Origin of the sequence: Methylovorus mays (genome assembly GCF_020531915.1) — a bacterium.
Lineage (GTDB): Bacteria > Pseudomonadota > Gammaproteobacteria > Burkholderiales > Methylophilaceae > Methylovorus > Methylovorus mays.
Genome location: NZ_JAJAVG010000005.1, coordinates 170273 through 192996, shown reverse-complemented (window position 1 = coordinate 192996; position 22724 = coordinate 170273). Strand labels below are relative to the sequence as shown.

The following is a 22724-nucleotide window of genomic DNA, read 5'->3' as shown; positions in this document are numbered from 1 at the left end:
CGTGACGGGTGGCCTGCTGTTTGTGCTGGTGCATGGCAGCGGCCCGAACAGCGTAAAAGCCGACTGATCCTTTAGTCTTCAGCCAAACAAAAAGCCCGCCCAATAAGCGGGCTTTTTCTCATCAGCACAATGCTGACTCTCACTGCATGGCCGTATGCAGCTGGCCTTGTTGCTGCAGCATGCTGATGACGTCGGCGTTGTGCATGAGGACGTCGTGTTTGCTGTCGCAGGTTTTGCTGTTGAGTTCGTAGGAGATCAGCAGGGTGCAGAAGAGGTCGTCGTGGCTGAAGGGGTAATCCTGATAGGGTTTGAGGTCGCTTAATTTGTAATCAAAGTGCTTGCCCATCCACACGATGGCGGGGATGTGGGTTTGTTCTTGCGGGGCGATCATGTAGGGCGCGGCGTGCAGGTAGATGCCGTGTTCGCCCAGTGATTCGCCGTGGTCGCTCACGTACACCATGGCGGTGGCGTGGGTGTCGTTGTATTGCTTGAGAAAATCCACCACGTGCGCCAGAAAGTAGTCGGTATACAGAATGGCGTTGTCGTAGGCGTTATCGAGTTCCTGCTGCGTACATTGGCTGAGTTCGTTGCTTTTGCAGGTGGGTTTGAATCGCTCAAACTCGGGTGGGTAGCGGCGGTAGTATTCGGGGCCGTGGTTGCCCATCTGGTGCAGCACGATGAGGATATCCTGGTTTTTGTGGCTGTCGATGTAGTTGTCCAGCCCGCCCAGCATGCCGATGTCGCGGCACTCGGTGTCGCAGACTTTGTTCAGCGTGGGGCTTTTGAAGTTTTCGTAGGCCATGCGCGTGGCTACACCTTTGGAGTCTGAGTTGTTGTCGCGCCACAGAATCTGCACGCCATGCTCAAACAGCACATCCAGCGCGTTTTCATAATGCAGGGCTTTTTCGCGGTCAAAATCCTTGCGGCCCAACGCTGAAAACATGCAGGGGACAGATTCGCCTGTCGAAGTGCCGCACGAGCTGACGTTACGCAGGCTCAGCACATTGCGCTTGGCGAGCTCGGGGTTGGTGTCACGCGGGTAGCCATTCAATGAAAAGCGATCGGCACGCGCGGTTTCGCCCACCACCAGAATAATCAGCTCATGCCGCGATGGCGTACCTATCATCACCGCATCCGCCGCGGTGGCCGTCAGCGTGGTAATCGCGGATGACGTCAGCTTTTCATGGGCATACCCAAACAGCGAGTAAATGGGGTAAATCGGGTTGGCATAGGCGCGGGTGATTTTATGCTCACGAATAAATGAGGCGTAATGCGCGGTAAACGGCGCCACGACCAACACCATGCCGATGATGAGCAACAGCGTGAGCGAAAGCTTGGACTTGAACTCTGCCTTGAAGCCGCGGCCAGCTGGCCAGTAGCGAATAATCAGCCACGCAGGTAGCACACCCAGCAACAAGGTGCGCAGCACCAGCCCCCAGCTCAGCAGGCCGGCAAACTCCTGCGTATCGGTATGAAAAATATTGTCGATCATCACCGTATCGACCACCACGCCATAAGTATCCATGTAATACGCCGCTTGCGATGCCACCAGTACCAGCAAGGCCAGCAGCCAGCGTGCGCCACGGGTATGCGCCACCAAAAGAAGAAACAGCGCGGTGGCAAACGTGAAAAACAAACCCAGTGAGATCAGGAGCGGCACATTGCCCAGGCTGGGCGGGTACACCTCCAGCAGGCGTTGAAACAGGCTGATATTGGCCGTTGCCATCAAGAACACGGCAACCAGCAAGGTTTTACGATTACAAGTAGAAAACATGAGACTCTTTAAAATGGGTTGTGAACATGCCCGGCTAGGGCTGGGCTTCACTACTACATGGCACGATTCGTACCAGTGCCGCTTTAAAGAGTAGGGTGGGATGCCAAGATTTTATAGTCTAAAAATCAATGGCTTGGTGAGGTTCGTGTGGCGGTGTTGGAAGAGATTATCTGCTTACCCTGCAAATACCTTCACACCCTGTTTTTACAGCCTGCATATTTTGGTAAAGATGGCGGCGGAAAACCCTGGCGCTATCGGAAGCGGTGGTTATGCATCATCCATTGCTGCTTGAAGGCATCCTGCGTCTTTTTGAGGTTTTCCTGCTGGCGAAAATCCCACGGCGCGGTCGGGTTGGCATCGGCCCACAGGCCGCGCTTTTCATCGCGGGCGGTTTGCTCGGCCGCGGCATAACGCAGACGGTCTGCCTCGGTCTGCTCCCGCGCAAAATGCTTGTAATGCCACGCCATGCCCAGCGTGAGCTGGCGCAGATTGCAATCGGTGCCATTCACCCACACCTTGCCCAGCAGTCGGCCATATTGGTCGGTCTCCTGGCTCTCTATCATCGCCTCTTTGCCGCGCGCGCACTCTGCCAGCGCCTGCTTGGCCTTGTTGCCAAAGGCTTGCGCTTGCTCCGGCGCATCGATGCCCTGCAAGCGCACTTTATATTTGAGATTGTCCGGGGTTTTCACGGTGAGGGTATCGCCATCGGCGATATACACCACCTTGCCGCTCACATCGGCATGCGCGGTCAGGGCAAGGCAGCACAGCCATGGCAAGAAAAAACGAATAGGGGAAAGGGTAAACATCAGGTCAGGCGGCGAATCACGTAAGCATTATCCGCCAGTGTAAACCCCAGCCTGGGGTAATAGTCCATCGCATCCGGCGCAGATAGCAAAATCAGCGATACCTGATCGCCTGTTTTTTCTCGCGTCAGCCGTACTAGTTCCTCGCCTATGCCCTGGCACTGATACGCCGCATCCACCGCCAGATCAGACAAATAGCAGCAATAACTAAAATCCGTCAGCGCCCGGCTCACACCCACCAGCGTGTCGCCATCCCACGCAGAAAACACCAGGTTCGCATGCGTGAACATCGCCGCTATCCGCGTCAGATCATCCACCGGCCGGTTAATGCCCGACGCCTTGAACACCCGCGCCACATCGGCAGGGTTGAGCGGAAAATTTTCACGGTAAGCAATCATCTACTTTTGGGCCGACTGGCAAGTATGGTCATGGCAATTCTGCCCGCACACATAGTCACCGGCAGATTCAGCATTCAACGCCTTCAGCTTAGCCAGCGAGGCTTCACGGCAGGCTTGCAGTGAGGGGAATTGCCCCAGAGCGATGGGGTCATCCAGTTCCAGCTTGTCTGGATAGACGTAGCTGTCGTAAGTATCTCCGCCACAACCGGCAACCAGCGCCAGCAGGCTAGCGAGCGCCAGAAATCTCAATGCATTCATCAATAACTTCATAGGTTTACTTTATGGAATGGCTTGAGGTGATTTTAGCGACTAATGGGGAAGGAGGTGGGGCGGGATGACAATTATGGGCTGAGGGTAGATGGCTGACGTTGTTACCCGAGGGGGTAGTGCAGGATGAATTGCGTGCTGGGGTACTGGTGATGGTGGGCTACTCTGCGGCATTGCAAGAGCGGTTTTATGCGATTACGACTACCCATCGGCATCGGATTGAGGCGTTGGAGAAGTTGTTGGCGGGGAGGTCGGAGGATTTACCAGCAGCCTGAATTAGCGTGCCTTACGATATGTCAACTCTAGAATGCATGTGATGCTATAGAAATTTGAAGCAGTTAGTTTAATAACCTCCTTTTTGGAGTTAACTTAAGTTGACCTTTTTCCTCCTTGTAGCTAAGGAAGTGATGAACAGATAAAAACATAACTAATGCTAAAGTGTCGGTATTGCTAATAATTTTTGGTCTCTTATTCTGTGTAAGGCTACCGATGGTATCAATTTTTGAAACGATATTTTTGATTTTTGCTCTATCAAAATCATTAGCATGTCTATTAAATATCTTCACCTTTAATTCCAATTTAATTGGAAGGCCAAGTAATTTTTCCGCTATATGTGAGGGAAAAATCTTTTCTATTGTGTTTTGTATAACGAAGGATACAGCTACCTCGGCTAGAACATTATTCTCATCATAAAAATTATCAGGGATTGATTGAATAATAGAAATTTTTTCGCTATTTTTGATCGTCGTTGAATTGATAAGACTTATATATTCTTGACTTTCCAAGTTAATCAGGGTCGGCTCTGCAGCATAGGTGGAATAGTTTCTTTCAATCAATTGATATGAGAATTCTGACAAATTTTCTTTCAAATAATCATGGTTCTCTTTTGTAAGTTGAAATTTATCAGCATCAATTAAATATTTGATTTTTATTGCAGATATATCAAGATCGGATAAATTTAAAAAACGATAAGGTATCGATTCTATTAGGTGTTTGTAGGAAGAATCAATAATCTCATCGCAGTAAACTATTTTTATTGAGAGGCTTTTAACATTATCATCTTTTGAATTAAGTCTTGTAGAAGAGAGTTGCAAGCTGTTATCTGTATTGTTCAAAAATGTGATTAGATGCTCATCTAGTATTTCTTGTTCATATTCAAAGTAATTTAATAAATTGCTCCAACGCGCAGAGAGGCGATTATTTTTAAGCAAATGGCTCCAAAAGTATTTATTTGTGATCGAATTTATGTTTTCGATTTTGAAATAAAATTTCTCAATCAATTCACTAATAAGTTCTGCGTCAATTTGTGAATTTATGATTTTGCTGATTGCAAACTCTGATTCGGTAATATTTTCAGAAAGTAATAAAACATTTTTAATGTAAATTTCTAAATTGCTATCCACATAGTTTACTAGCTCTGGGTGGCCTGACTGTAAAATGCATGTGTATCCAGCATTGATATCAGGAATGGCGCTTGAACTTTCTGAATTTAAAATTTTTAGTATATTTGCATCTGAAAGATCATATGCATTTTGTTTTTTAATTTCTTGTAAAATATTCTCGCTATCACAAGAGGATATATCTAGAAATTTAATTTTCAGTAATTTGATAATGCCCTTTACTCTATCAAAATCTAATAAAGGAAGTATCTCAAATATTTTTTTAGATTTCGAAATGCAACCGCTAAAGTAGTTATCAATATTAATATTTAATAATTCGTCAAGGTGAATTTCACGTAAGAAAACACCAAATAATTGGTTATTTGCGAGATCATCTTTGTTTGATGTTCTGAAAAAATCCATCCAAAAATTCTTGTTATGACTTGATAGTTTGTTGATTAGCGTTCTACTTTCTTCATTAGTCTCTGAATTTTTATCAGCCTTATATATAGATAGATATTCATCTATGAATTTATACCCTTCAGTCTCAATTAAATAAACTTCACTTAAGAGATCATGGAGAGCATGGGAGTTAGCCATATTCTTTAGGAGGTAATCAAGAAGGTCGTAATTTAGAATTGCTCTTATGCTAAATCTCTCAGGTTGTATACGTTCATATACTTTTCCAGGATTGCTAAGTGGATATTTAAAATCTAGCTGCTTGTGATTGGCCAGGCTGATCAAGAATTGCTTGTCATTAGCAGACAACTCTCCTGGGTAAAAGAAAGACATATATGAATCATAGTCTTCTTCAATATATCCATTCACAATAAGAAATCGGATTAACCCACAATCTGTAAGGATTTTTGTATCAATGTCTTCAAAGATATTTGGATCTTTTAACTTCTTAAGTAACTCATCAAATTTTAGTGATGGAGCGCGTTTAATTTCGCTTTCTAGTACCTTTATTTTTCTTTTTAAACCGGTTATCGTACTAGTGGTTTTATCGGTGATATTTTGTTTTCTTTGCGTGTAGCTAAAGTTTGGGTTTATTGAGGCCTCAATTTCGCTAAATAATATATTCTTGCTGCTAGTGTACCTGTTTTCTGTACGTATATAATCTATTTGGGTTTTTGATATTAATTTATTAAATAAATCTTCGCTCAGTAATTCCCCGAGTCCTCTATAAGTGTTTTCAATATTAATACTCCGCATATCAGGTATCAGTTGAAAATACGCTGCAACATATGTGAGTCTCAATTCTTCGAGGCTGTTAGTTTCTTCATTGTCTATTTCCGATAATCGTTCATTTAATCTATCAATATCCTGCTTCAGGCTAATCGCATAGTCATGTCGATATTTATTTATTTTCGCAAATATGTTTGCCACTATTCCTTTTCTGTAATTTAGCTGTTTGAAGTCTTCTGGATATTTATTTTTATAAATGATCAAACTTAATAATTTTGTATCATCAAGTTGAATTTCGCTTGATGGTTCACTGTCGAGATTTGCAGGAGCAGTTAACATTTTTTTGTAGATTACAAACTCATTGGCAATGTTTAAGAGCATCCGCATATCATCAATAAATAAAGAAATATCTTCGAAAAAATTCTTTTCAACGGAATGATTTTCAAATGCATTGTTAATCGCAGAGCGTAACTTCTCTTCAGCGTTGAATGAATTTATGACTGGAATGATTGGGACGATAAAATCAAAAAATTTTGTTCTGTCTTCTGATTTTTGGAAAACATCATCACCTAATACAAAAATAAATTTAATTATTTTATTTTTATTTAGAATTTCATCGGAGTAATTTAGTAAAGTATTTATTTCTCTCAGTTTGATGAAGATGTCCCTACTTTGAAATCTATCTAAATCCTCAAAGACAACGATGTTGTATTTGGTTTTTTCAAAGAAATAAATGAGCTCATCAATGAATTTATTGAGAATTGAGTCCCCTTTTTTTTCATTAAAACTGATTTCTGCACCTGCTGCGCCTAACTTATTGAGTCCAATCTTTGGGAAGGAATTGAAGATTTGTTGTAATAACGCTATTGCGCTGAAGGCAATAAATATTTCATATAAATAATTATATTGTGGATTAAACAGAATGTTGTTTTTGAAAAGCTTATAATCAGGATTTAAAATGAATCCCAATGAAGATAAGAGGGTGATTAAAAGAAAGGCTTGACCAATATTGCTGGTTAAAAATAATTTATTCAGTATTGGGATGTGTTTGTATTTTTTTACTTTCAATCGACTGAAATGGGAATCCTCCAACTCATCAGCACCGACCTTGAAGAAAATTTGCTGCAATAAGCTTTTCTCAACATCACTGTTAAGCTTCATTCTCTTTTCGTCATCTAGAGCTGGGCTTCCAGTGTCAAAGGTTGCTAAACTAATATTTAAAAACTCGTAGCTATGAAAGCCGTTATATTTATTTTCAAAAGTCCTCAAAATGCTACTTTTTCCTGAGCCATATGGACCTGTAATGGCGATATTTTTGACATCCTTATGGTTAAGCCCATGTAACAAAGCATTTTCATACTCTTTCAAATCTGCTTTATTGTTTGGAGTTAATGCATTGTAAACTTCTAATTTTGATATTTCTGAGTGACCTTTTCTGTTTAAGGTACCTTTAATTTTTATTATTAATTCGTTTATGGCTCTTTTTACGGATTCGAGTAAATTCATTTACAGAAGCCCCTTTTATTTTTAAATAATCAACAATAGAACTTCGCAAGTTAAATATGTCGACATGTACAACAATAAAGGTAATTTTAGTTATTTTAGAAAATTAATTATCAACATATTATTATATTCAACGTTGATTCTAAATGAGCCAGCCCACCGTCATTCCACTGCTAATGTGGTAATCTAGGTACAAGGTTACATGATTTCCTCGTTTTGTTGTCATCGGCTTGATTCGTTTTTTGTTGGTTATCCAATGCTGCTGCTTGATTGGCCTACGATTGGAATTGCTGTACCGGCGTGAGCTCATTGTAATCTTTCCACATGTCGGCGATGTTGAGCTCGGGCTTACACTTGAATTTCACTCCAATCATCATTCACTTATATACTGTAGTAATCACCCAGTTAGGCAATTGATGTGTTCGCCATTGATTAGCTGATACTTTCGATGGGTTTTATATTAAACGATGAGAACTTGTTGAAAACAAAAAACCCCGCAATCTCTAGGATTTGCGGGGTTTTTGTACTGCTTTAGCAATCGCTGAAACAGGATGTTGGTGGTGATGGGGGGACTTGAACCCTCGACCCCAGGATTATGAATCCTGTGCTCTAACCAGCTGAGCTACATCACCGGGTACTGTTGAAACAAGCCCGCTATTGTATTTTCTGAGCGGGTCTTTGTCAAAGCCAAACTGCGCTTTTTTATTGGCCTGGCGGCGAATTACACGTTAAAGCGGAAGTGGACGACGTCGCCATCCTGCATGATGTATTCCTTGCCTTCCAGACGCATTTTTCCGGCTTCCTTGGCGCCTTGTTCGCCTTTGTTCTTTACGAACTCTTCGTAGGCGATGACTTCGGCGCGGATGAAGCCGCGTTCGAAGTCGGTGTGGATGACGCCAGCGGCTTGCGGGGCGGTGGAGCCGCGTTTGACGGTCCAGGCGCGTACTTCCTTCACGCCAGCGGTGAAGTAGGTTTGCAGGCCGAGCAGGCTGTAGGCGGCGCGGATAACGCGGTCGAGGCCGGGTTCTTCCAGGCCCAACTCGCTCAGGAACATGGCTTTGTCTTCGTCTTCCAGATCGGCGATTTCGGATTCGATCTTGGCGCAGATGGCGACCACGGGGGCGTTTTCTGCTTTGCCGAGGTTCACGACTTTATCCAGCAGCGGGTTGTTCTCAAAGCCGCTTTCGTCGACGTTTGCCAGATACATCACAGGCTTGACGGTGATCAGGCACAGCGGCTTGATCAGTTGCAGCTGGTCAGCATCCAGGCCCAGAGTGCGCACAGGTTTGCTTTCATTCAGCCATTTCTGGATTTTCTCAAGTACGGCGCAGAGGGCGATGGCTTCTTTGTCGCCAGACTTGGCTTTTTTGCCTTCGCGCTGCAGAGTTTTTTCTACCGTTTCCATGTCGGAAAGCGCGAGCTCGGTGTTGATGGTTTCGATGTCGTCCAGCGGGTCTACCTTGCCTGCCACGTGCACGACGTTGCCATCGTCAAAACAGCGCACTACGTGGGCAATGGCGTCGGTTTCGCGGATGTTGGCGAGGAATTTGTTGCCCAGGCCTTCGCCTTTGGAGGCGCCTGCGACCAGGCCGGCGATGTCGACGAATTCGACAATGGCAGGCTGGATTTTTTGCGGGTTGACGATGTCGATCAGCGGTTTGAGGCGCGGATCGGGCACTTCCACAATGCCGACATTGGGCTCAATGGTACAGAAGGGGTAGTTTTCCGCAGCAATACCGGCACGGGTAATGGCATTGAACAGGGTGGATTTACCAACGTTGGGTAGACCGACAATTCCGCATTTCATATGGCTCGCCTTTTTTGCTTAAACTGCTTTGGGTTTGGTGTGTAACTTGAGCATGGCTTGTTCAAAGCTGCCGGCCAGCAGCTGGTCGAGCAGGGCCACGCTATCTTCTATGGTGGTTTCTATCAGGCTCATTTCGGCCTTGGCTGGTGCATGCAGCACAAAGTTGACCACGGCTGCGCGCTCGCCGGGGTGACCAATGCCCAGGCGCAGGCGCCAGAATTCATTGGTGCCGAGGTGCGCGGCAATATCCTTGAGGCCATTGTGCCCGCCGTGGCCGCCGCCTTTTTTCATTTTGACCTGGCCGGGCGGGATATCCAGCTCGTCATGGATCACCAGGATCTCATGCGGCTCTATTTTGTAAAACTTGGCCAGCGCGCCTACCGAGCGGCCGCTGGCGTTCATGAATGTGGTGGGCTTGAGCAGCCAGGCTTCTGTGCCGCTGTGCTTGAGTTTGCCTGCCAACCCGTGAAACTTGGCTTCATTGGCGAGCTTGCTGCCGGATAATGCCGCGACGCGGTCTATCCACCAGAAACCGGCATTGTGGCGCGTGTCTTCATACTCGCTACCGGGGTTGCCGAGGCCAACAAAGAGTTTGATGCCGTTCATGGGGTAATCAGCTTGGGTTGTCTGTGCAGCAGTATAAATAAAGACGCGCGGTCCGAGTGTGCCAGTGATGGGCTCGGAACGCGCGCTTTAAGCCGCTTGCAGAAAAAACTTATTCTGCTGCTGGTGCGTCAGCGGTTTCTTCTTCAGCAGCTGCACCGCCACGTGGCACGGAGATCGATGCAACAGCAGCATCGTTTTCGTGTGCCAGTTGTACAAATTCAACGCCCTTAGGCAACTTGATTTGTGACAGGTGGATGCTGTGGCCGGCTTCCAGGGTTGCCAGATCAACTTCGATGAACTCTGGCAGGTCTTTTGGCAGGCAGCTTACGTCAGCTTCGGTCAGGATGTGGGTTACCACACCGCCAGACAGTTTCACGCCAGGAGCGATGTCCTGGTTGATGAAGTGCAATGGCACCTTCACGTGCAGCTTTTCAGTAGCGCTTACGCGTTGGAAGTCGATGTGCTGAATGGTGTTGCGTACGGGGTGCATCTGGTAGTCACGCAGAACAACTTGTTCCTTCTTGCCATCCAGGTTCAGAGTCAGGATGGAAGCGTGGAAAGCTTCGTGACGGAATTCCAGGAACAGCGCCTTGTGGTCAAACTCAACGCTAACAGCGTCTTTGCTTGCACCGTAGACGATGCCAGGCACCTTGCCTGCGCGACGAAGGCGGCGGCTCGCACCCGTACCTTGGTTTTCGCGCTTAACGGCGGTAATTTCGATTTGCATGGTACTACTCCTTAATTAACTGCTATCCGCGACCAGATAACAGGGTTGTGAGTACAGGGCCTTGTGGGCTCTGCGCTCGAAACTTAATCCATAAACAGCGAGCTGACCGAGTCTTCGCGGCTGATGCGGCGGATGGTTTCGGCAAACAGCTCAGCGGTTGAAAGCTGGCGAATCTTGGGGCATGCAGCGGCATCGGCGCGCAATGGGATGGTGTCGGTGACAACCAGTTCATCCAGTTGCGAGCTGGTGATGCGCTCTACAGCCGGGCCGGACAATACCGGGTGGGTGCTGTAGGCGACCACTTTGGATGCGCCTTGCTCTTTCAGGGCAATGGCGGCTTCGCACAGGGTGTTGGCGGTGTCGACCATGTCGTCCATCAGCACACAGGTACGGCCGGCAACATCGCCGATAATGTTCATGACCTTGGCCACATTGGGCTTGGGGCGGCGCTTGTCGATAATCGCCAGGTCGGAACCCAGCTGCTTGGCGGCCGCACGGGCACGCACCACGCCACCAACATCGGGCGATACCACCACCAGATTTTCGTGCTTTTGCTTCAGCAGATCATCCAGCAGGATAGGGGTCGCGTAGATATTGTCGACGGGAATATCGAAGAAGCCTTGAATCTGGTCAGAGTGCAAATCCATGGTCAGCAGGCGGTTAACACCGACGCTGGTGAGCATGTTGGCAACGACCTTGGCGGTAATGGCAACACGTGCGGAACGCGGACGGCGATCCTGACGTGAGTAACCGAGATAAGGAATCGCTGCGGTGATGCGGCCAGCAGAGGAGCGACGCAGCGCGTCGACCATCACCATGACTTCCATCAGGTTGTCGTTGGTGGGCATGCAGGTGGATTGCAGAACGAAGACATCCTTGCCGCGCACATTGTCGAGCAGTTCAATCATGACTTCGCCATCGCTAAAGCGATCTACCGTGGCACGGCCAAGGCCGATACCCAGGTGGCTGACTACTGCTTCGGCTAGCTTGGGATTGGCTGTGCCGGTAAATACCATCATGTCGCCATTGGCCACAGTCGGGATTCCTTGTAGGTCAAAAAAATAAAAAAGCGTGTATAGCTACACGCTTTTAATGCATTCTGGCTGGGGAAGAAGGATTCGAACCTTCGCATGCCGGAATCAAAATCCGGTGCCTTAACCAGCTTGGCGACTCCCCATTTGATCTTAAATCTACACGTTTTTTACAAGGTCATAAAGTGGATGCTTTTCCAACCCTTTTGCCACACATGAAAACACCGGAAGCCCCGCTATTTTCGATGGCACCTGAGCAAGAATTGCTTCTGCTTCTGCCTGGCTATCAACGCTGATGAATACTGAAGCGCCTGATCCGCTCATGCGTGCCGGTGAGAATTGATTTAACCAACTCAGACTGGCGCCGACTGCGGGATGCTGCTGGCAAACTACAGTTTCAAGGTCGTTGTGAACCATGCCCCTTGAAAAGTCCGCTATTGTCGTGAGTTTTGTATCCCTTGTCAATTCCTTCGACGCAAAAATTTCAGCAGTCGAGACGTTGACTTGTGGCGTCAACAGCACATACCACGCTGGATTCAAGGAGATAGGTGATAATTTTTCTCCTACACCTTCTGCCCAGGCATTCTCGCCAAAAACAAATACGGGCACATCGGCGCCGAGTTGCAGGCCTAGGGTGATCAGCGCCTGGCGATCGAGCTGCAGATCCCATAGATGGTTAAGCGCCAGCAGCATGGTGGCGGCATCCGAACTGCCGCCGCCCAGGCCGCCGCCCATGGGGATGCGTTTTTCAATCTTGATGTCGACACCGCGCTTGCAACCGGTGTGTTGTTGCAGCAAGCGGGCCGCCCGCACGCACAGATCGCGCTCTGCCGGCACGCCGGGGACTTCAGTCATGCGGTTTACCTCGCCATCCTCACGCACGCGCAGTTGCAGCGTGTCTGAAAAATCCAGCAGGCGGAACACGGTTTGCAGTAAATGGTAGCCATCGGCGCGCTGACCAGTGATGTGCAGGAAGAGATTGATTTTGGCCGGGGCCGGGTAAGTGTGAAAGTCGGTCATGGCGTTATGGCTTGGATTGCAATGCGCTGGTGTCATTGCTGTCATCGATATTCCAGCGCTCGACGATCAGTTTGAGATTCAGTTGCAAGCTTTTCATGTAAATTTTGTGGGGCAGGTCGTATGGGCCAACGCGCTGGTACTGGCTGTATTCAATGTCCCAGCCATCCTGCTTCAGGCGGGTCAGGCGGCCTTGTTCATCCCATATCGCTTCATGGGGCGCGGCGGTGGGGCGGCCCAGCGCCCAGTCATGCAAACCTTGCATGGGCAGGCGCCAGCCCAGGTGTTGTTCGGTCAGGGTTTCGGCATCCTGCGCGCGCAGGGTTTTCTGGTCGCTGGTCACCAAGGTGACGCCAGATGGGTCTTTTTCTATGGTCGCGACTTGCGAGCCTAGCGGCGAAAATAGGGCTACCTGGTCAGTGGCTGGCTGGTGATTCCAGGTAAAGCCGCCGGAGAAGCCCTGCTTTTGCGTCTGCACGCCTATGCGGCCTTTCAGGTCGAATGCCTGCAGAGGTTGCAGGCTGGCAAGGTGCTGACGATGCACCTCTTCATTGGCAATCGGACGCGGTGGCGTGGTGGTACAGGCAGAAATCAAGAGGGCCGCCATGAAAAGCGGCCCCCGCAGAAGCACACGCACGTTCATCAGTTCTTGAACTTCTGCGCTGTCTTGATCAGGACTTCGTTATCGGGAAATACCTTGAGGGCGGATTCCCAGGTTTGCACCGCTTCGTCCTTCTTGCCCTGGTGCCACAATACTTCGCCCAGATGCGCGGCGATTTCGGGGTCAGGCTGCTGCGAGTAGGCTTGGCGCAGGTAATTGCTTGCAGCGTCCAGCTTGCCCATGCGGTATTGCACCCAGCCCATGCTGTCGAGGATGTAATGGTCATCCGGGCTCAAGGCCAGAGCTTGCTGGATTAGCTTGTGCGCTTCATCCAGCTTGAGATTGCGATCTGCCAGGCTGTAGCCGAGGGCGTTGTAGGCTTGGGCAAAATCCGGCTTGAGCTTGATCAGCTTGCGCAGCTCCTTTTCGGCAATATCAAATTGACCAATACGCTCAGCTGCCATGGCGTAGTCGTAAATGATCTCCGGCGTGTTCGGCAGGCTGGCAACGGTTTGCCCCAGCAGATCGTAGGCTTCCTGGTAGCGTTTCATCTTGCCGAGCAGGCTGGCCTGCATCTGCATGGAGAGTGCTTCCTGCTCATTTGTCAGGTCTGGAATGCCGCGCAGCACCTGCAATGCGGCATCAATGCCCTGCGTACGAGCCACAATGCCGGCAATGTTGAATTGCGCATCCAGATAGCGGTCACCTGGTTTTACGCGGTTGTACCAGGCCAGCGCCAGCTTGTCGTCATTTTGCTTTTCGGCGATCTGCCCCAGATAAATAAAGACCTGATCCGGATTTTTGAAGCCGGCAGCCAGGGCATCCTGAAAATACTTTTCTGCATCAGCCAGCTCATTGGCTTGAATCGACAGCAAGCCGACGACGACCATGATTTCAGGATTGTTCTTGGAAGCCGAAATCAGCTTGATGAATTCAGGCTTGGCCTCATCAAAGCGTTTCTGGTTGATCAGCAGGCGGGCCATGGTCAGCCGAACTTCGTTGGCGTTTTCATGGGCGCTTAGAAATTGCTTGTAAAAGTCGATGGCTGCGTCAGGCGATTGCAAGTATAGAATCTGGCCTTTGAGCAGTGCGCTCATTTCCCAGCCGGGGCTTAGTTTCTCCGCCGTATCAAGTTCGCTCAGGGCAAGTTCCAGCTTGCCAGCGGCCAGTGCCGAGTTGGCAATGGTGAAATGGGCTTCCGGCAGATCGGGGTAGGGGGCTGCCAGCTCTTGCACCAGCGTCAGCACCGCGTTTTTGTCGGTTTGCTTTGCCAGCAGGCTGTTCAGATAAAGAAAGCCATTGGCGCGGGTGTCTTCCTTGGCCAGCAGTTTCTGCAGGAAAGGCTTGGCCTCGTTCAGTTTGCCCGCATTCACAAACAGCTCGGTACTGGCTTGCTGGGCTTCGGTCGAGCTAGGGTCCAGCTCGCTCCACAGGCTCACCGCTTGTGTCACCAGGCGCGGCTTGTTGCCGAATACTGCCGCTTTGGCAGCGCGCTCTGCCAGGCGTGGATCGCGGCTGGATTTGGCCAGATCGAGAAAAATCGTGCTGGCAAGTTCGAGATCGCCACGTTGGCCAGCGACTTCACCAATCAGATATTTATAGACAAATGCGCCGGTGAGCTCGGTTTGCGGAGCGGCTGCAGGCTTGGATTTGGCAGATTCTGATTTGGATGGCTCGGCTGCCTGAGCGGACATGCTGGCAATGGAGGCCAGACTTAACAAAACAGCTAGCGTGAGTTTGCGGGGATTAGGCATGAGTGAAAAGTGTTCTCGATACTCGGTGTGGTTGCGATAAATTCTGGCTGAAGGCTTAAATGCTTAGTCCGTGACAGTGTTTGCAAGTTCATCCATAATGATTTCTGACTATAGCTTTTTGGATAGAACTTTCCAATAGAATTTAATTCTATTTGCATGTACTTTGACTATATGACCCCTAACGCTTGACAGTTGTCAGGCGTTTTTTTAATTTAGCAGCCCTTCACCCGGAGTGTATCAACTTCAATTATGACTACTGTAACCGTTGAGGCCCGCGAGCTTACGCGCATCTATGGGGGGCGCGAAGCAGTTCGCGATGTGAGTTTTACCCTGAATAAAGGGGAAGTGTTGGGTTTTCTCGGGCCGAATGGTGCGGGCAAGTCCACTTCCATGAAAATGCTGACCGGCAATCTTGCACCCAGCAAGGGCAGCGTCAAGATTTGTGGTATCGACATGATCGAGAACCCCAAGGAAGCCAAGGCGCTGATCGGATACCTGCCAGAGCAGCCTCCACTTTATCGCGAGTTAACCGTAGACGAGTTTCTGGCGATTGCTGCGCGTTTGCACCGGGTGAGTGGCAGTCATGTCAAAAAGGCCGTGCGCATCGCCAAAGAGCGATGTGGTCTGACAGAGATGGGTGGCCGCCTGATTGAAAATCTCTCCAAGGGGTATCAGCAGCGCGTCGGCATTGCCCAAGCCATCATCCACAATCCCATGGTCGTCATTCTGGACGAGCCTACCGTGGGTCTCGATCCGATTCAGATTCGTGATATTCGTAACCTGATCAAGGAATTGGGTGGCGAGCACAGCGTTATCCTGTCTACCCATATCCTGCCTGAAGTTGAAATGGTCTGTGATCGGGTACAAATCATTCACAAGGGCCAGATGGTGTTCAATGGCTCGATTGATGTACTGAAGCAACAGCGCCATGGCAACCGCCTGCTGGTTGGCTTGAGCCGGGCTCCTGCCAATGAAGAATTGCTGAAAATCCCTGGTGTTACCTCGGTGGAAACCTTGCCTAGCGGCTTGCTGCGTGTGCGTCATGCTGAAGGTGGCGCGCCAGCCGAGCAGCTGGTGCAGGCTGCAGTTAACCAGAACTGGGGTCTTTACCAGATCAATCCTGACCAGACCAGTCTGGAAGAAGTCTTCGTTCAACTCACCTTCCAGGAGCAGGCTGCTTAAGCCCGCTCTGCCCATAGAAAGCGTTTGTCATGATTTTCAATATCACTAGAAAAGAATTGAAGAGCCTGTTCTCCTCGCCCATGGGCTGGGTGGTGCTGGCTCTGTTGCAATTCGTCTTCGGTACCTTCTTCCTGAATGGTATCGAGCAATATTTCCAGACCATGTCCGGGGCCATTCGTCCGGAGCAGCGGATTGGCGTGACCGAGTTTGTCGGGGCCAATATCTTCGGCATCGCTTCCTTTGTCATGCTGTTTGCCGTGCCTTTGTTGTCGATGCGCCTCATCAGTGATGAGCGTCGCCAGCAGACGCTGACCTTTCTCTTCAGTGCTCCCTTGTCGCTGACTGAAATCGTGGTTGGTAAATTCCTGGGCCTGGTCACGTTTCTGTCTATCGTGATCTTTTTTCTGGCCGCGATGATGTCGACCCTGAATTTCTGGGCCGAAATCGATTTTGGCTACATTGCCGCCAACGTGATTGGCCTGTGGCTGCTGGTCGCCAGCTTTTCTTCGCTCGGGGTATATGTTTCCAGCCTCACGCAGCAGCCGATTGTGGCTGGCATCATCAGCTTTATTGCCCTGTTTGCCTTGCTGCTGCTGGATAACTTCATGGCGGGCGATCCTACCGGCACCATGTCTTATCTGTCGCTGATGCGCCATTTTGAGCCGTTCTCTCGCGGCCTGCTCGATACACGTGATGTGGCTTATTTCCTGTTGTTTATTGTCACTTTCCTGACCTTGACAGTGCGTCGCCTGGACGCTGATCGTCTGCGCGGCTAACTGGGTACCCCTATGAAAACGAATCGTAAACTCCGCTTCCAGCTCTTCATGCAAAACAGTGTGTTTGTTTTGCTGTTTCTGGCTCTTATTTTCCTGTTGGGCTATCTGTCGCATGAATACCATGTGGCGCAGGACATCACTCAAAGTTCGCGCAATACCCTGACCGAAGGCAGCGTGAATGTCCTGAAGCAGATGAAAGGGCCGGTGGAAATCACCGTATTCGTCTCCAAGGACGAAGCCTATCGCAAGACCATCAATGACTTCATTTCGCGTTATCAGCGTTCCAAACCCGATATCAAGATCACCTGGGTAAATCCGGCCGAAGAGCCCAAGCTGGCGCAGGATGCCGGTATCAAGGCCGAGGGCGAACTGGTCGTGGATTTCAACAAGCGTACCGAACACCTGACGCCACCGTATGTTGAGCAGGACATGACCAATCTGCTGGTGCGCCTGTCGCGTACCAACCAGCGTGCCGTGATGTATCTGGATGGGCATGGCGAGCGCAACCTGATCGGCATCAAGAATCATGATCTGGGCGAGTTTGGCCGCCAGCTGCAGAAAAAGGGTTTCAAGCTGGCAAATCCTGACTTGACCATTGCGCAGGGCGTGCCAAGCAATGGCGCCATGCTGGTGATTGCCAGTCCGCAGGTGGATGTGTCGGAAGTTGAAGCCAAGAAGATCAAGGATTACCTGGATGCAGGTGGCAATCTGCTGTGGTTGCTGGACGATGAAAACACCCATGGCCTGCAAAGCATTGCCGAATACCTGGGTCTTGAAATCACGCCAGGGATGGTGATCGATCTGTCATCAGCCCAGTATGGCGCAGACTCCAAGATCGCATTCGCCAGCCAATACGGTGAGCACCCGATTACCAAGAACTTCATGCTGCGCACCTTGTTCCCCGAAGCCCGCATGCTGGATGCGCGTGGCACCGATGAGAATGGCTGGCAAGTCAGCCACCTGGTGGAAGTGGCGCCGAACGGCTGGCTGGAAACCGGCAAGATCGATGGCAAGGTGAGCTTTGATGACAAGAAGGATATCCATGGCCCGATCAATGTGGCGGTCGCCATGGAGCGCAAGTATGGCAAGAAGGGCCAGCGTGTAGTCGTGGTTGGTAATGGCAACTTCCTGTCCAACACCTTTGTCGGCAATGGCGGCAACCTGGACCTGGGCATCAATATCGTGAACTGGCTGGCAGGCGACGATAACCTGATCACCATCCAGCCGAAACCCCTCAAGGATGTGAATATCTCCATTCCCAAGGAAGGCTGGGGCCATTTTGCAGCACAAGTGGTGTTTATCCCCGTGTTTGGCGTATCGCTGGGTCTGTTCCAGTTCATCCTGCCGCTTGCCTTGCTGGTGGCTGGTGTGAGCATCTGGTGGCGGAGACGCAAGGCATGAGGTCGCGCTGGATTGTTAACCTGATATTGCTGGCGTTGATCGCCGGTATCGTGAGTTTTCTCTACCTGCGTCCCGCCAAGCCGGTAGAGGAAAAGAAAAGCCAGCAGACCATTGCCGTTTCCAATCTCAAGATTGGTGGCTTCAGCCATGTCAGTATCGAGTTCCCGGCCAGGGCTGGCGTGGAGTTCGAGAAGATTGACGGCTACTGGCATATCGTGAAGCCATTCAAGGCTCGTGCAGACCAGATGGCGGTGCAACGCATCCTGGCGATTGTGGCGGCCGAGAGCAACGATAAATTCCCGGCGACTGATCTCACCCGCTATGGTCTGGATCAGCCCAAGATCAAGGTAAAGCTGGATAACGAAGAGTTCCTGTTCGGCACCTACAACCCGGTGAGCAGCGACCAGTATCTGGCTTACAAGGATGCGGTTTATCTGGTATCCAGCTCCTACTCTGATTTTGCGTCCGTGCAGGTAGAAGAAGCCATCGACAAGAATCTGCTGAAGCCCACGGAAAAAGTGGCGGGGTTTGATTTCTCACGGCTGGAGCAATGGGAGTCGGTGCGCCTGAATGTGGATATCAAGGACGGCAAATGGACGACCTCGGTGCCGGATGCCAAGCTCACGCAGAATGATATGAACGAGTGGTTTGAAACCTACTGGAAGAATGTGGATATCAAATCGGTGGAGCCCTATACGCCTGATCGCAGGGCGACGTATGCCTCGTTTGAAGTGAAGCTGCAGGATGGCTCCAAGGTGCATTTCGACCGTATCCAGGAGGCTCCTGAGGTCATCCTTGGTCGCCCGGATGAAGGCATGATGTATCACCTGCCTGCCGACTTTGGCTTTACGCTGCTCAATCCTCCCGTTACGACCAACAGCAAGTAACACGCTTCATGCCTGAACTACCGGAGGTCGAAACTACCATGCGGGGCCTGGCTCCGCTGGTCGGCCAGCCGGTAGCCAAGGTCATCATTCGGCATCCCACCTTGCGTTGGCCCATCCCGGCCGATCTGGTGCATAGCCTGCCTCAGCAGACCCTCAAGTCACTCAGTCGTCGCGCCAAATATATTCTGGCGCAATTCGATACCGGTTATCTCTTGCTGCATCTTGGCATGTCCGGGCGCATCTGCCTGCTCGCGCAAGATGAGCCTGCCGCCAAGCATGATCACTTTGATCTGCATTTTGCCGATGGGCAGGTGTTGCGTCTGCGGGATCCACGGCGTTTTGGGGCAGTGTTATGGGCGGGTGCGGAGCCTGAGCAGCATGCCTTGTTAACTGTGCTGGGGCCGGAGCCGCTGGAATCCGCATTTGATGGCGACTGGCTGTATCGCCAGTTTCGCACGCGTAGCGCCCCGGTTAAAAATGCCATCATGGATAGCCATCTGGTGGTCGGCGTGGGCAATATTTACGCCAGTGAATCGCTGTTTCGCGCGCGCATTCATCCGCAAACCCCTGCCAATCAACTCAGTCGCCAGGCATGCGACCGACTGGCTGCGGAGATCAAGGCTACCCTGACCGATGCATTGGCGGCCGGAGGCAGCAGCCTGCGCGATTTCTTTGGCGCAGATGGCAATCCGGGGTATTTTCAACAGGAATATTTCACCTACGCACGCACAGGCGAGGCTTGCAAGATATGCAGCACGCCTATCCAGAACGTGCGGCTGGGGCAGCGCTCCACCTTCTTCTGTCCGCGCTGCCAGCCCAAGCCTTAGTCTGAGGAATGACCGCATTCGCGGCCGCAATTTCATCGTGGTTGATCGGCGTGTTGGCGGCCAACAACGGCCTTTGATGCTGAAGGCCGCTTAGCCGATTAATGACCTGGCAGGTGTCCGGATTGGCCTGCATGACCCGTCGAGTTGTGCGGGTGGGCAGCATGCCGGTGCAGGTACTCCGCCTCTTCGTGGCCAGGCTTGCCTATCTTCTGCGGTAACAGGGAGCCTACGACCATGCCGATCGCGCTGACGGCCAGCCCTATCATCTGTGGCGGTATGAGGCTGTCTTTGCCGAGCAGCACTTCCAGCAATATCCAGCTGCTGACGCCGCCGATAATGGCTGCGAGTGCGCCCTGGCTGTTGGCACGCTTCCAGAAGGCGCCAAAAAACAGGGGCACGAAGGCACCTGCCAGCGTGATCTTGTAAGCCGATTCCACCATACCAAAAATCGACAGTTCCGAATTAAGCGCATAGGTCAGCACGCAGGCGGCAAAGCCAATCAGGCAGATACGCATGACCTTCAAAAAGCCACGGTCGGTAAGATGCGGTATGAAGCCGCGCACGATGTTTTCAGCAAACGAGATGGAGGGCGCCAGCAACGTGGCTGACGAACAGCTCATGATGGCCGAAAGCACGGCGCCAAAGAAAATGACCTGGGCCAGCAATGGCGTGTGCTGCAGGACCAGCGTCGGCAGCACGCGCTGTGAGTCTTCGGCGATCAGGCCGTTAAAGAAGGCGGGATCGATAATGGTGGCCGCATAGGCAATAAACATGGGCACAAAGGTAAAGCAGAAGTAGACCGAAGCACCAAGCACAGAACCCCAGATGGCGACCTTGGCGCTCTTGGCTGAGGTGATGCGCTGGAATACATCCTGCTGGGGAATGGAGCCGAGCATCATGGTCATCCACGCGCCGAGGAAACCCACCCATTGCCAGATATCCAGTGGCGGGAAAAACTCGAGCTTACCCGCGGCACGGGCGTGATCAATCACCGGTGCCACGCCACCTGTCATGCCCGACACGATGTAGCCAATGTAGAGCAGGCCGCCGATGATTACCGTCATCTGCACAAAATCGAGGATGGCGACGGAGAGCATGCCGCCGAACGTGGTGTAGGTAAGCACAATGGCGGTGCCGAGTATCATGCCAGCCTCCTGGCTGACAGCACCTTGTGTGATCATGTTGAAGATAAGCCCCAGCGCCTTGATCTGCGCGGCAACCCAGCCGAGGTAGGACACGACAATGGCAAGGGTGGTCAGCACTTCTACCGTGCGGTTGTAACGCATCCGATAGAAGTCGCCCAGGGTGATGATATTGAGTTTGTACAGCTGGGTGGCGAAGAAGAAACCGGCAATGACCAGACACAGGCTGGAACCGAAGGGATCGGCGACCACGCCACGCAGACCTTCCTGCACAAAGGTGGCCGAGACGCCAAACACCGCTTCTGCGCCGAACCAGGTAGCGAATACGGTGGCCATGACCACGGGTAATGGCAGATGCCGGCCAGCGACGGCGTAGTCCTTGGTGTTTTTGACGCGGGTGGCGGCGATGAGGCCGATGCTGATGGAAACCAGCAGATAAAGAACCACAAACCAGATCAGCACGCTTTCATGTCCTTATTCCAAAATAAAGCCGTCATTCAAACTGACGGAAGTGAAGGCATTCGCCACTCAAAGTGCACCGTCTCTTGTCGAGCTCAGACTGTTTTCGAGAGCTGTTTTTTTACCATGGATTCTAGCAAAAACTATGCTTGGGCGAGTATTTTGCGTGCCTTAATTGATGCGGATTGCCCATCTATTTTATGAAATGCCAAGACGCGGTCTGCGGTATGCTAATGAATTGCATGGATCGTAGTCTAAACTGTGCTGAAAAAACGTCGTTACAGGTATATGAGGAGCCCGCGACATCATGCCAAACACCAATAAATCCCTGACCGAATGGGTGGATTTTCTCAGCCATGCGGATATTCCGGTGCTGAAATACACCTCACGGGAGCTTGCCAGACTGCAATTGGACGAAGACTCCCTGAGTGGGCGCGCCATTTTTTCTGTGGTGATTCAAGACCCGATGATGGTGTTCCGCCTGCTACGCTATATGCAAACGCACAAGCATAAAAGCCAGCTGCAGGATCTGGTGCAGATTGAGCATATTGTCATGATGCTGGGTACCGAAAAGTTTTTTCAGGATATTCCGGCCAAACCCATCGTTGAAGAAGTGCTACACGATAACTTGCCAGCCCTGACGCATTTGCTGCGTCTGGTGCACAGAGCTCATAAAGCCGCGCATTATGCACTGGATTGGGCTGTGCGCCTGTATGACCTGCACGCCGAAGAAATCCGTACCGCTGCCTTGCTGCACGACCTTTCCGAAATTCTGATGTGGTGCTTTGCCCCGGACAAGATGATGGAGATCTTTGAACGGCAGCAGGCAGATAAAACGCTACGCAGCCAGACTGTGCAGCAGGAGGTGCTGGGTTTCCGCCTGCTGGATTTGCAACTGCAGCTTGCCGAGGTTTGCCAGTTGCCCCCGTTATTGCTCAGACTGATGCAAGATGGCGCCAGTGGTGAGCAGCGAGTACGTAATGTCACGCTGGCGGTGAATCTGGCCCGCCATGCCGCGCATGGTTGGGATGATGCTGCCTTGCCGGATGATTATCGCGATATTGCGGAGTTGCTGCGGGTGGATGTACCCAAGGTGCGACATTGGGTGGGAGCCCCGGCCATCGGCGCATCGTCGTGATTGGCTGGGTCATTTAAATCGGATTCATCACAGCGGGCCTGGTAGTCATACCAGGCC

The 22724-nt window shown here is 50.8% G+C and carries 19 protein-coding genes and 2 tRNA genes; 6 read left to right on the top strand and 15 right to left on the bottom strand.

What is annotated here, in order from left to right:
* Nucleotides 1-139: 139 nt before the first annotated feature.
* From LG203_RS07420 to LG203_RS07350, 14 genes are all read right to left on the bottom strand, one after another.
* Complete coding sequence (locus LG203_RS07420; protein WP_230345190.1) at nt 140-1774, bottom strand: phosphoethanolamine transferase; 1635 nt, start codon at nt 1772-1774, stop codon at nt 140-142.
* Between the two features lie 251 nt (nt 1775-2025).
* The gene (locus LG203_RS07415; RefSeq protein ID WP_230345189.1) at nt 2026-2580 is read right to left on the bottom strand and encodes a thermonuclease family protein; all 555 of its coding nucleotides are present in this window, start codon (nt 2578-2580) and stop codon (nt 2026-2028) included.
* Nucleotides 2580-2975: a GNAT family N-acetyltransferase gene (locus LG203_RS07410; protein WP_230345188.1), complete on the bottom strand. Its 396-nt coding sequence runs from the start codon at nt 2973-2975 to the stop codon at nt 2580-2582. Before LG203_RS07410 ends, LG203_RS07415 begins: the two co-directional genes overlap by 1 nt.
* Complete coding sequence (locus LG203_RS07405; protein WP_230345187.1) at nt 2976-3233, bottom strand: hypothetical protein; 258 nt, start codon at nt 3231-3233, stop codon at nt 2976-2978.
* A 347-nt stretch (nt 3234-3580) separates the two neighbouring features.
* A complete protein-coding gene (locus LG203_RS07395) occupies nt 3581-7315 on the bottom strand; it encodes a YobI family P-loop NTPase (RefSeq protein ID WP_230345186.1) in 3735 nt (1244 codons plus the stop codon).
* A gap of 552 nt (nt 7316-7867) precedes the next feature.
* Nucleotides 7868-7944 (bottom strand) — tRNA-Met (locus tag LG203_RS07390).
* 89 nt (nt 7945-8033) lie between these two features.
* The gene (ychF, locus tag LG203_RS07385; RefSeq protein WP_230345185.1) at nt 8034-9119 is read right to left on the bottom strand and encodes a redox-regulated ATPase YchF; all 1086 of its coding nucleotides are present in this window, start codon (nt 9117-9119) and stop codon (nt 8034-8036) included.
* 18 nt (nt 9120-9137) lie between these two features.
* Nucleotides 9138-9725: an aminoacyl-tRNA hydrolase gene (gene pth / locus LG203_RS07380; RefSeq protein WP_013442811.1), complete on the bottom strand. Its 588-nt coding sequence runs from the start codon at nt 9723-9725 to the stop codon at nt 9138-9140.
* 109 nt (nt 9726-9834) lie between these two features.
* Nucleotides 9835-10452, bottom strand: coding sequence for a 50S ribosomal protein L25/general stress protein Ctc (locus tag LG203_RS07375; protein WP_013442810.1), 618 nt, complete (start codon nt 10450-10452; stop codon nt 9835-9837).
* Nucleotides 10453-10535: 83 nt separating this feature from the next.
* Nucleotides 10536-11471, bottom strand: coding sequence for a ribose-phosphate pyrophosphokinase (locus LG203_RS07370; protein WP_041362816.1), 936 nt, complete (start codon nt 11469-11471; stop codon nt 10536-10538).
* 81 nt (nt 11472-11552) lie between these two features.
* Nucleotides 11553-11629 (bottom strand) — tRNA-Gln (locus LG203_RS07365).
* Nucleotides 11630-11642: 13 nt separating this feature from the next.
* Nucleotides 11643-12503, bottom strand: a complete 861-nt coding sequence (gene ispE / locus LG203_RS07360) for a 4-(cytidine 5'-diphospho)-2-C-methyl-D-erythritol kinase (protein ID WP_230345184.1) — start codon at nt 12501-12503, stop codon at nt 11643-11645.
* 4 nt (nt 12504-12507) lie between these two features.
* Nucleotides 12508-13107: a lipoprotein insertase outer membrane protein LolB gene (lolB, locus tag LG203_RS07355; RefSeq protein WP_230345183.1), complete on the bottom strand. Its 600-nt coding sequence runs from the start codon at nt 13105-13107 to the stop codon at nt 12508-12510.
* Nucleotides 13108-13142: 35 nt separating this feature from the next.
* Nucleotides 13143-14855: a tetratricopeptide repeat protein gene (locus LG203_RS07350; RefSeq protein WP_230345182.1), complete on the bottom strand. Its 1713-nt coding sequence runs from the start codon at nt 14853-14855 to the stop codon at nt 13143-13145.
* Between the two features lie 249 nt (nt 14856-15104).
* On the opposite strand from LG203_RS07350, the gene LG203_RS07345 reads away from it, so the two are divergent.
* Genes LG203_RS07345 through mutM form a run of 5 tightly spaced genes read left to right on the top strand, consistent with a single transcriptional unit; the run spans nt 15105 to nt 19928 of the window.
* Complete coding sequence (locus LG203_RS07345; RefSeq protein WP_230345181.1) at nt 15105-16037, top strand: ABC transporter ATP-binding protein; 933 nt, start codon at nt 15105-15107, stop codon at nt 16035-16037.
* A 29-nt stretch (nt 16038-16066) separates the two neighbouring features.
* Nucleotides 16067-16813, top strand: a complete 747-nt coding sequence (locus tag LG203_RS07340; protein WP_230345180.1) for an ABC transporter permease subunit — start codon at nt 16067-16069, stop codon at nt 16811-16813.
* 12 nt (nt 16814-16825) lie between these two features.
* Complete coding sequence (locus tag LG203_RS07335; RefSeq protein ID WP_230345179.1) at nt 16826-18214, top strand: GldG family protein; 1389 nt, start codon at nt 16826-16828, stop codon at nt 18212-18214.
* Nucleotides 18211-19101, top strand: coding sequence for a DUF4340 domain-containing protein (locus tag LG203_RS07330; RefSeq protein ID WP_230345178.1), 891 nt, complete (start codon nt 18211-18213; stop codon nt 19099-19101). The genes LG203_RS07335 and LG203_RS07330 overlap by 4 nt, the downstream gene beginning before the upstream one ends.
* An 8-nt stretch (nt 19102-19109) precedes the next feature.
* Nucleotides 19110-19928 (top strand): bifunctional DNA-formamidopyrimidine glycosylase/DNA-(apurinic or apyrimidinic site) lyase, encoded by an 819-nt coding sequence (mutM, locus tag LG203_RS07325; RefSeq protein WP_230345177.1) that lies wholly within the window; start codon nt 19110-19112, stop codon nt 19926-19928.
* 98 nt (nt 19929-20026) lie between these two features.
* On the opposite strand, the gene LG203_RS07320 is transcribed toward mutM, so the two are convergent.
* The gene (locus tag LG203_RS07320; RefSeq protein WP_230345176.1) at nt 20027-21532 is read right to left on the bottom strand and encodes a sodium:solute symporter family protein; all 1506 of its coding nucleotides are present in this window, start codon (nt 21530-21532) and stop codon (nt 20027-20029) included.
* A 304-nt stretch (nt 21533-21836) separates the two neighbouring features.
* Here LG203_RS07320 and LG203_RS07315 point away from each other — a divergent pair, with 304 nt between their 5' ends.
* The gene (locus LG203_RS07315; RefSeq protein WP_230345175.1) at nt 21837-22667 is read left to right on the top strand and encodes an HDOD domain-containing protein; all 831 of its coding nucleotides are present in this window, start codon (nt 21837-21839) and stop codon (nt 22665-22667) included.
* Nucleotides 22668-22724: the final 57 nt, after the last annotated feature.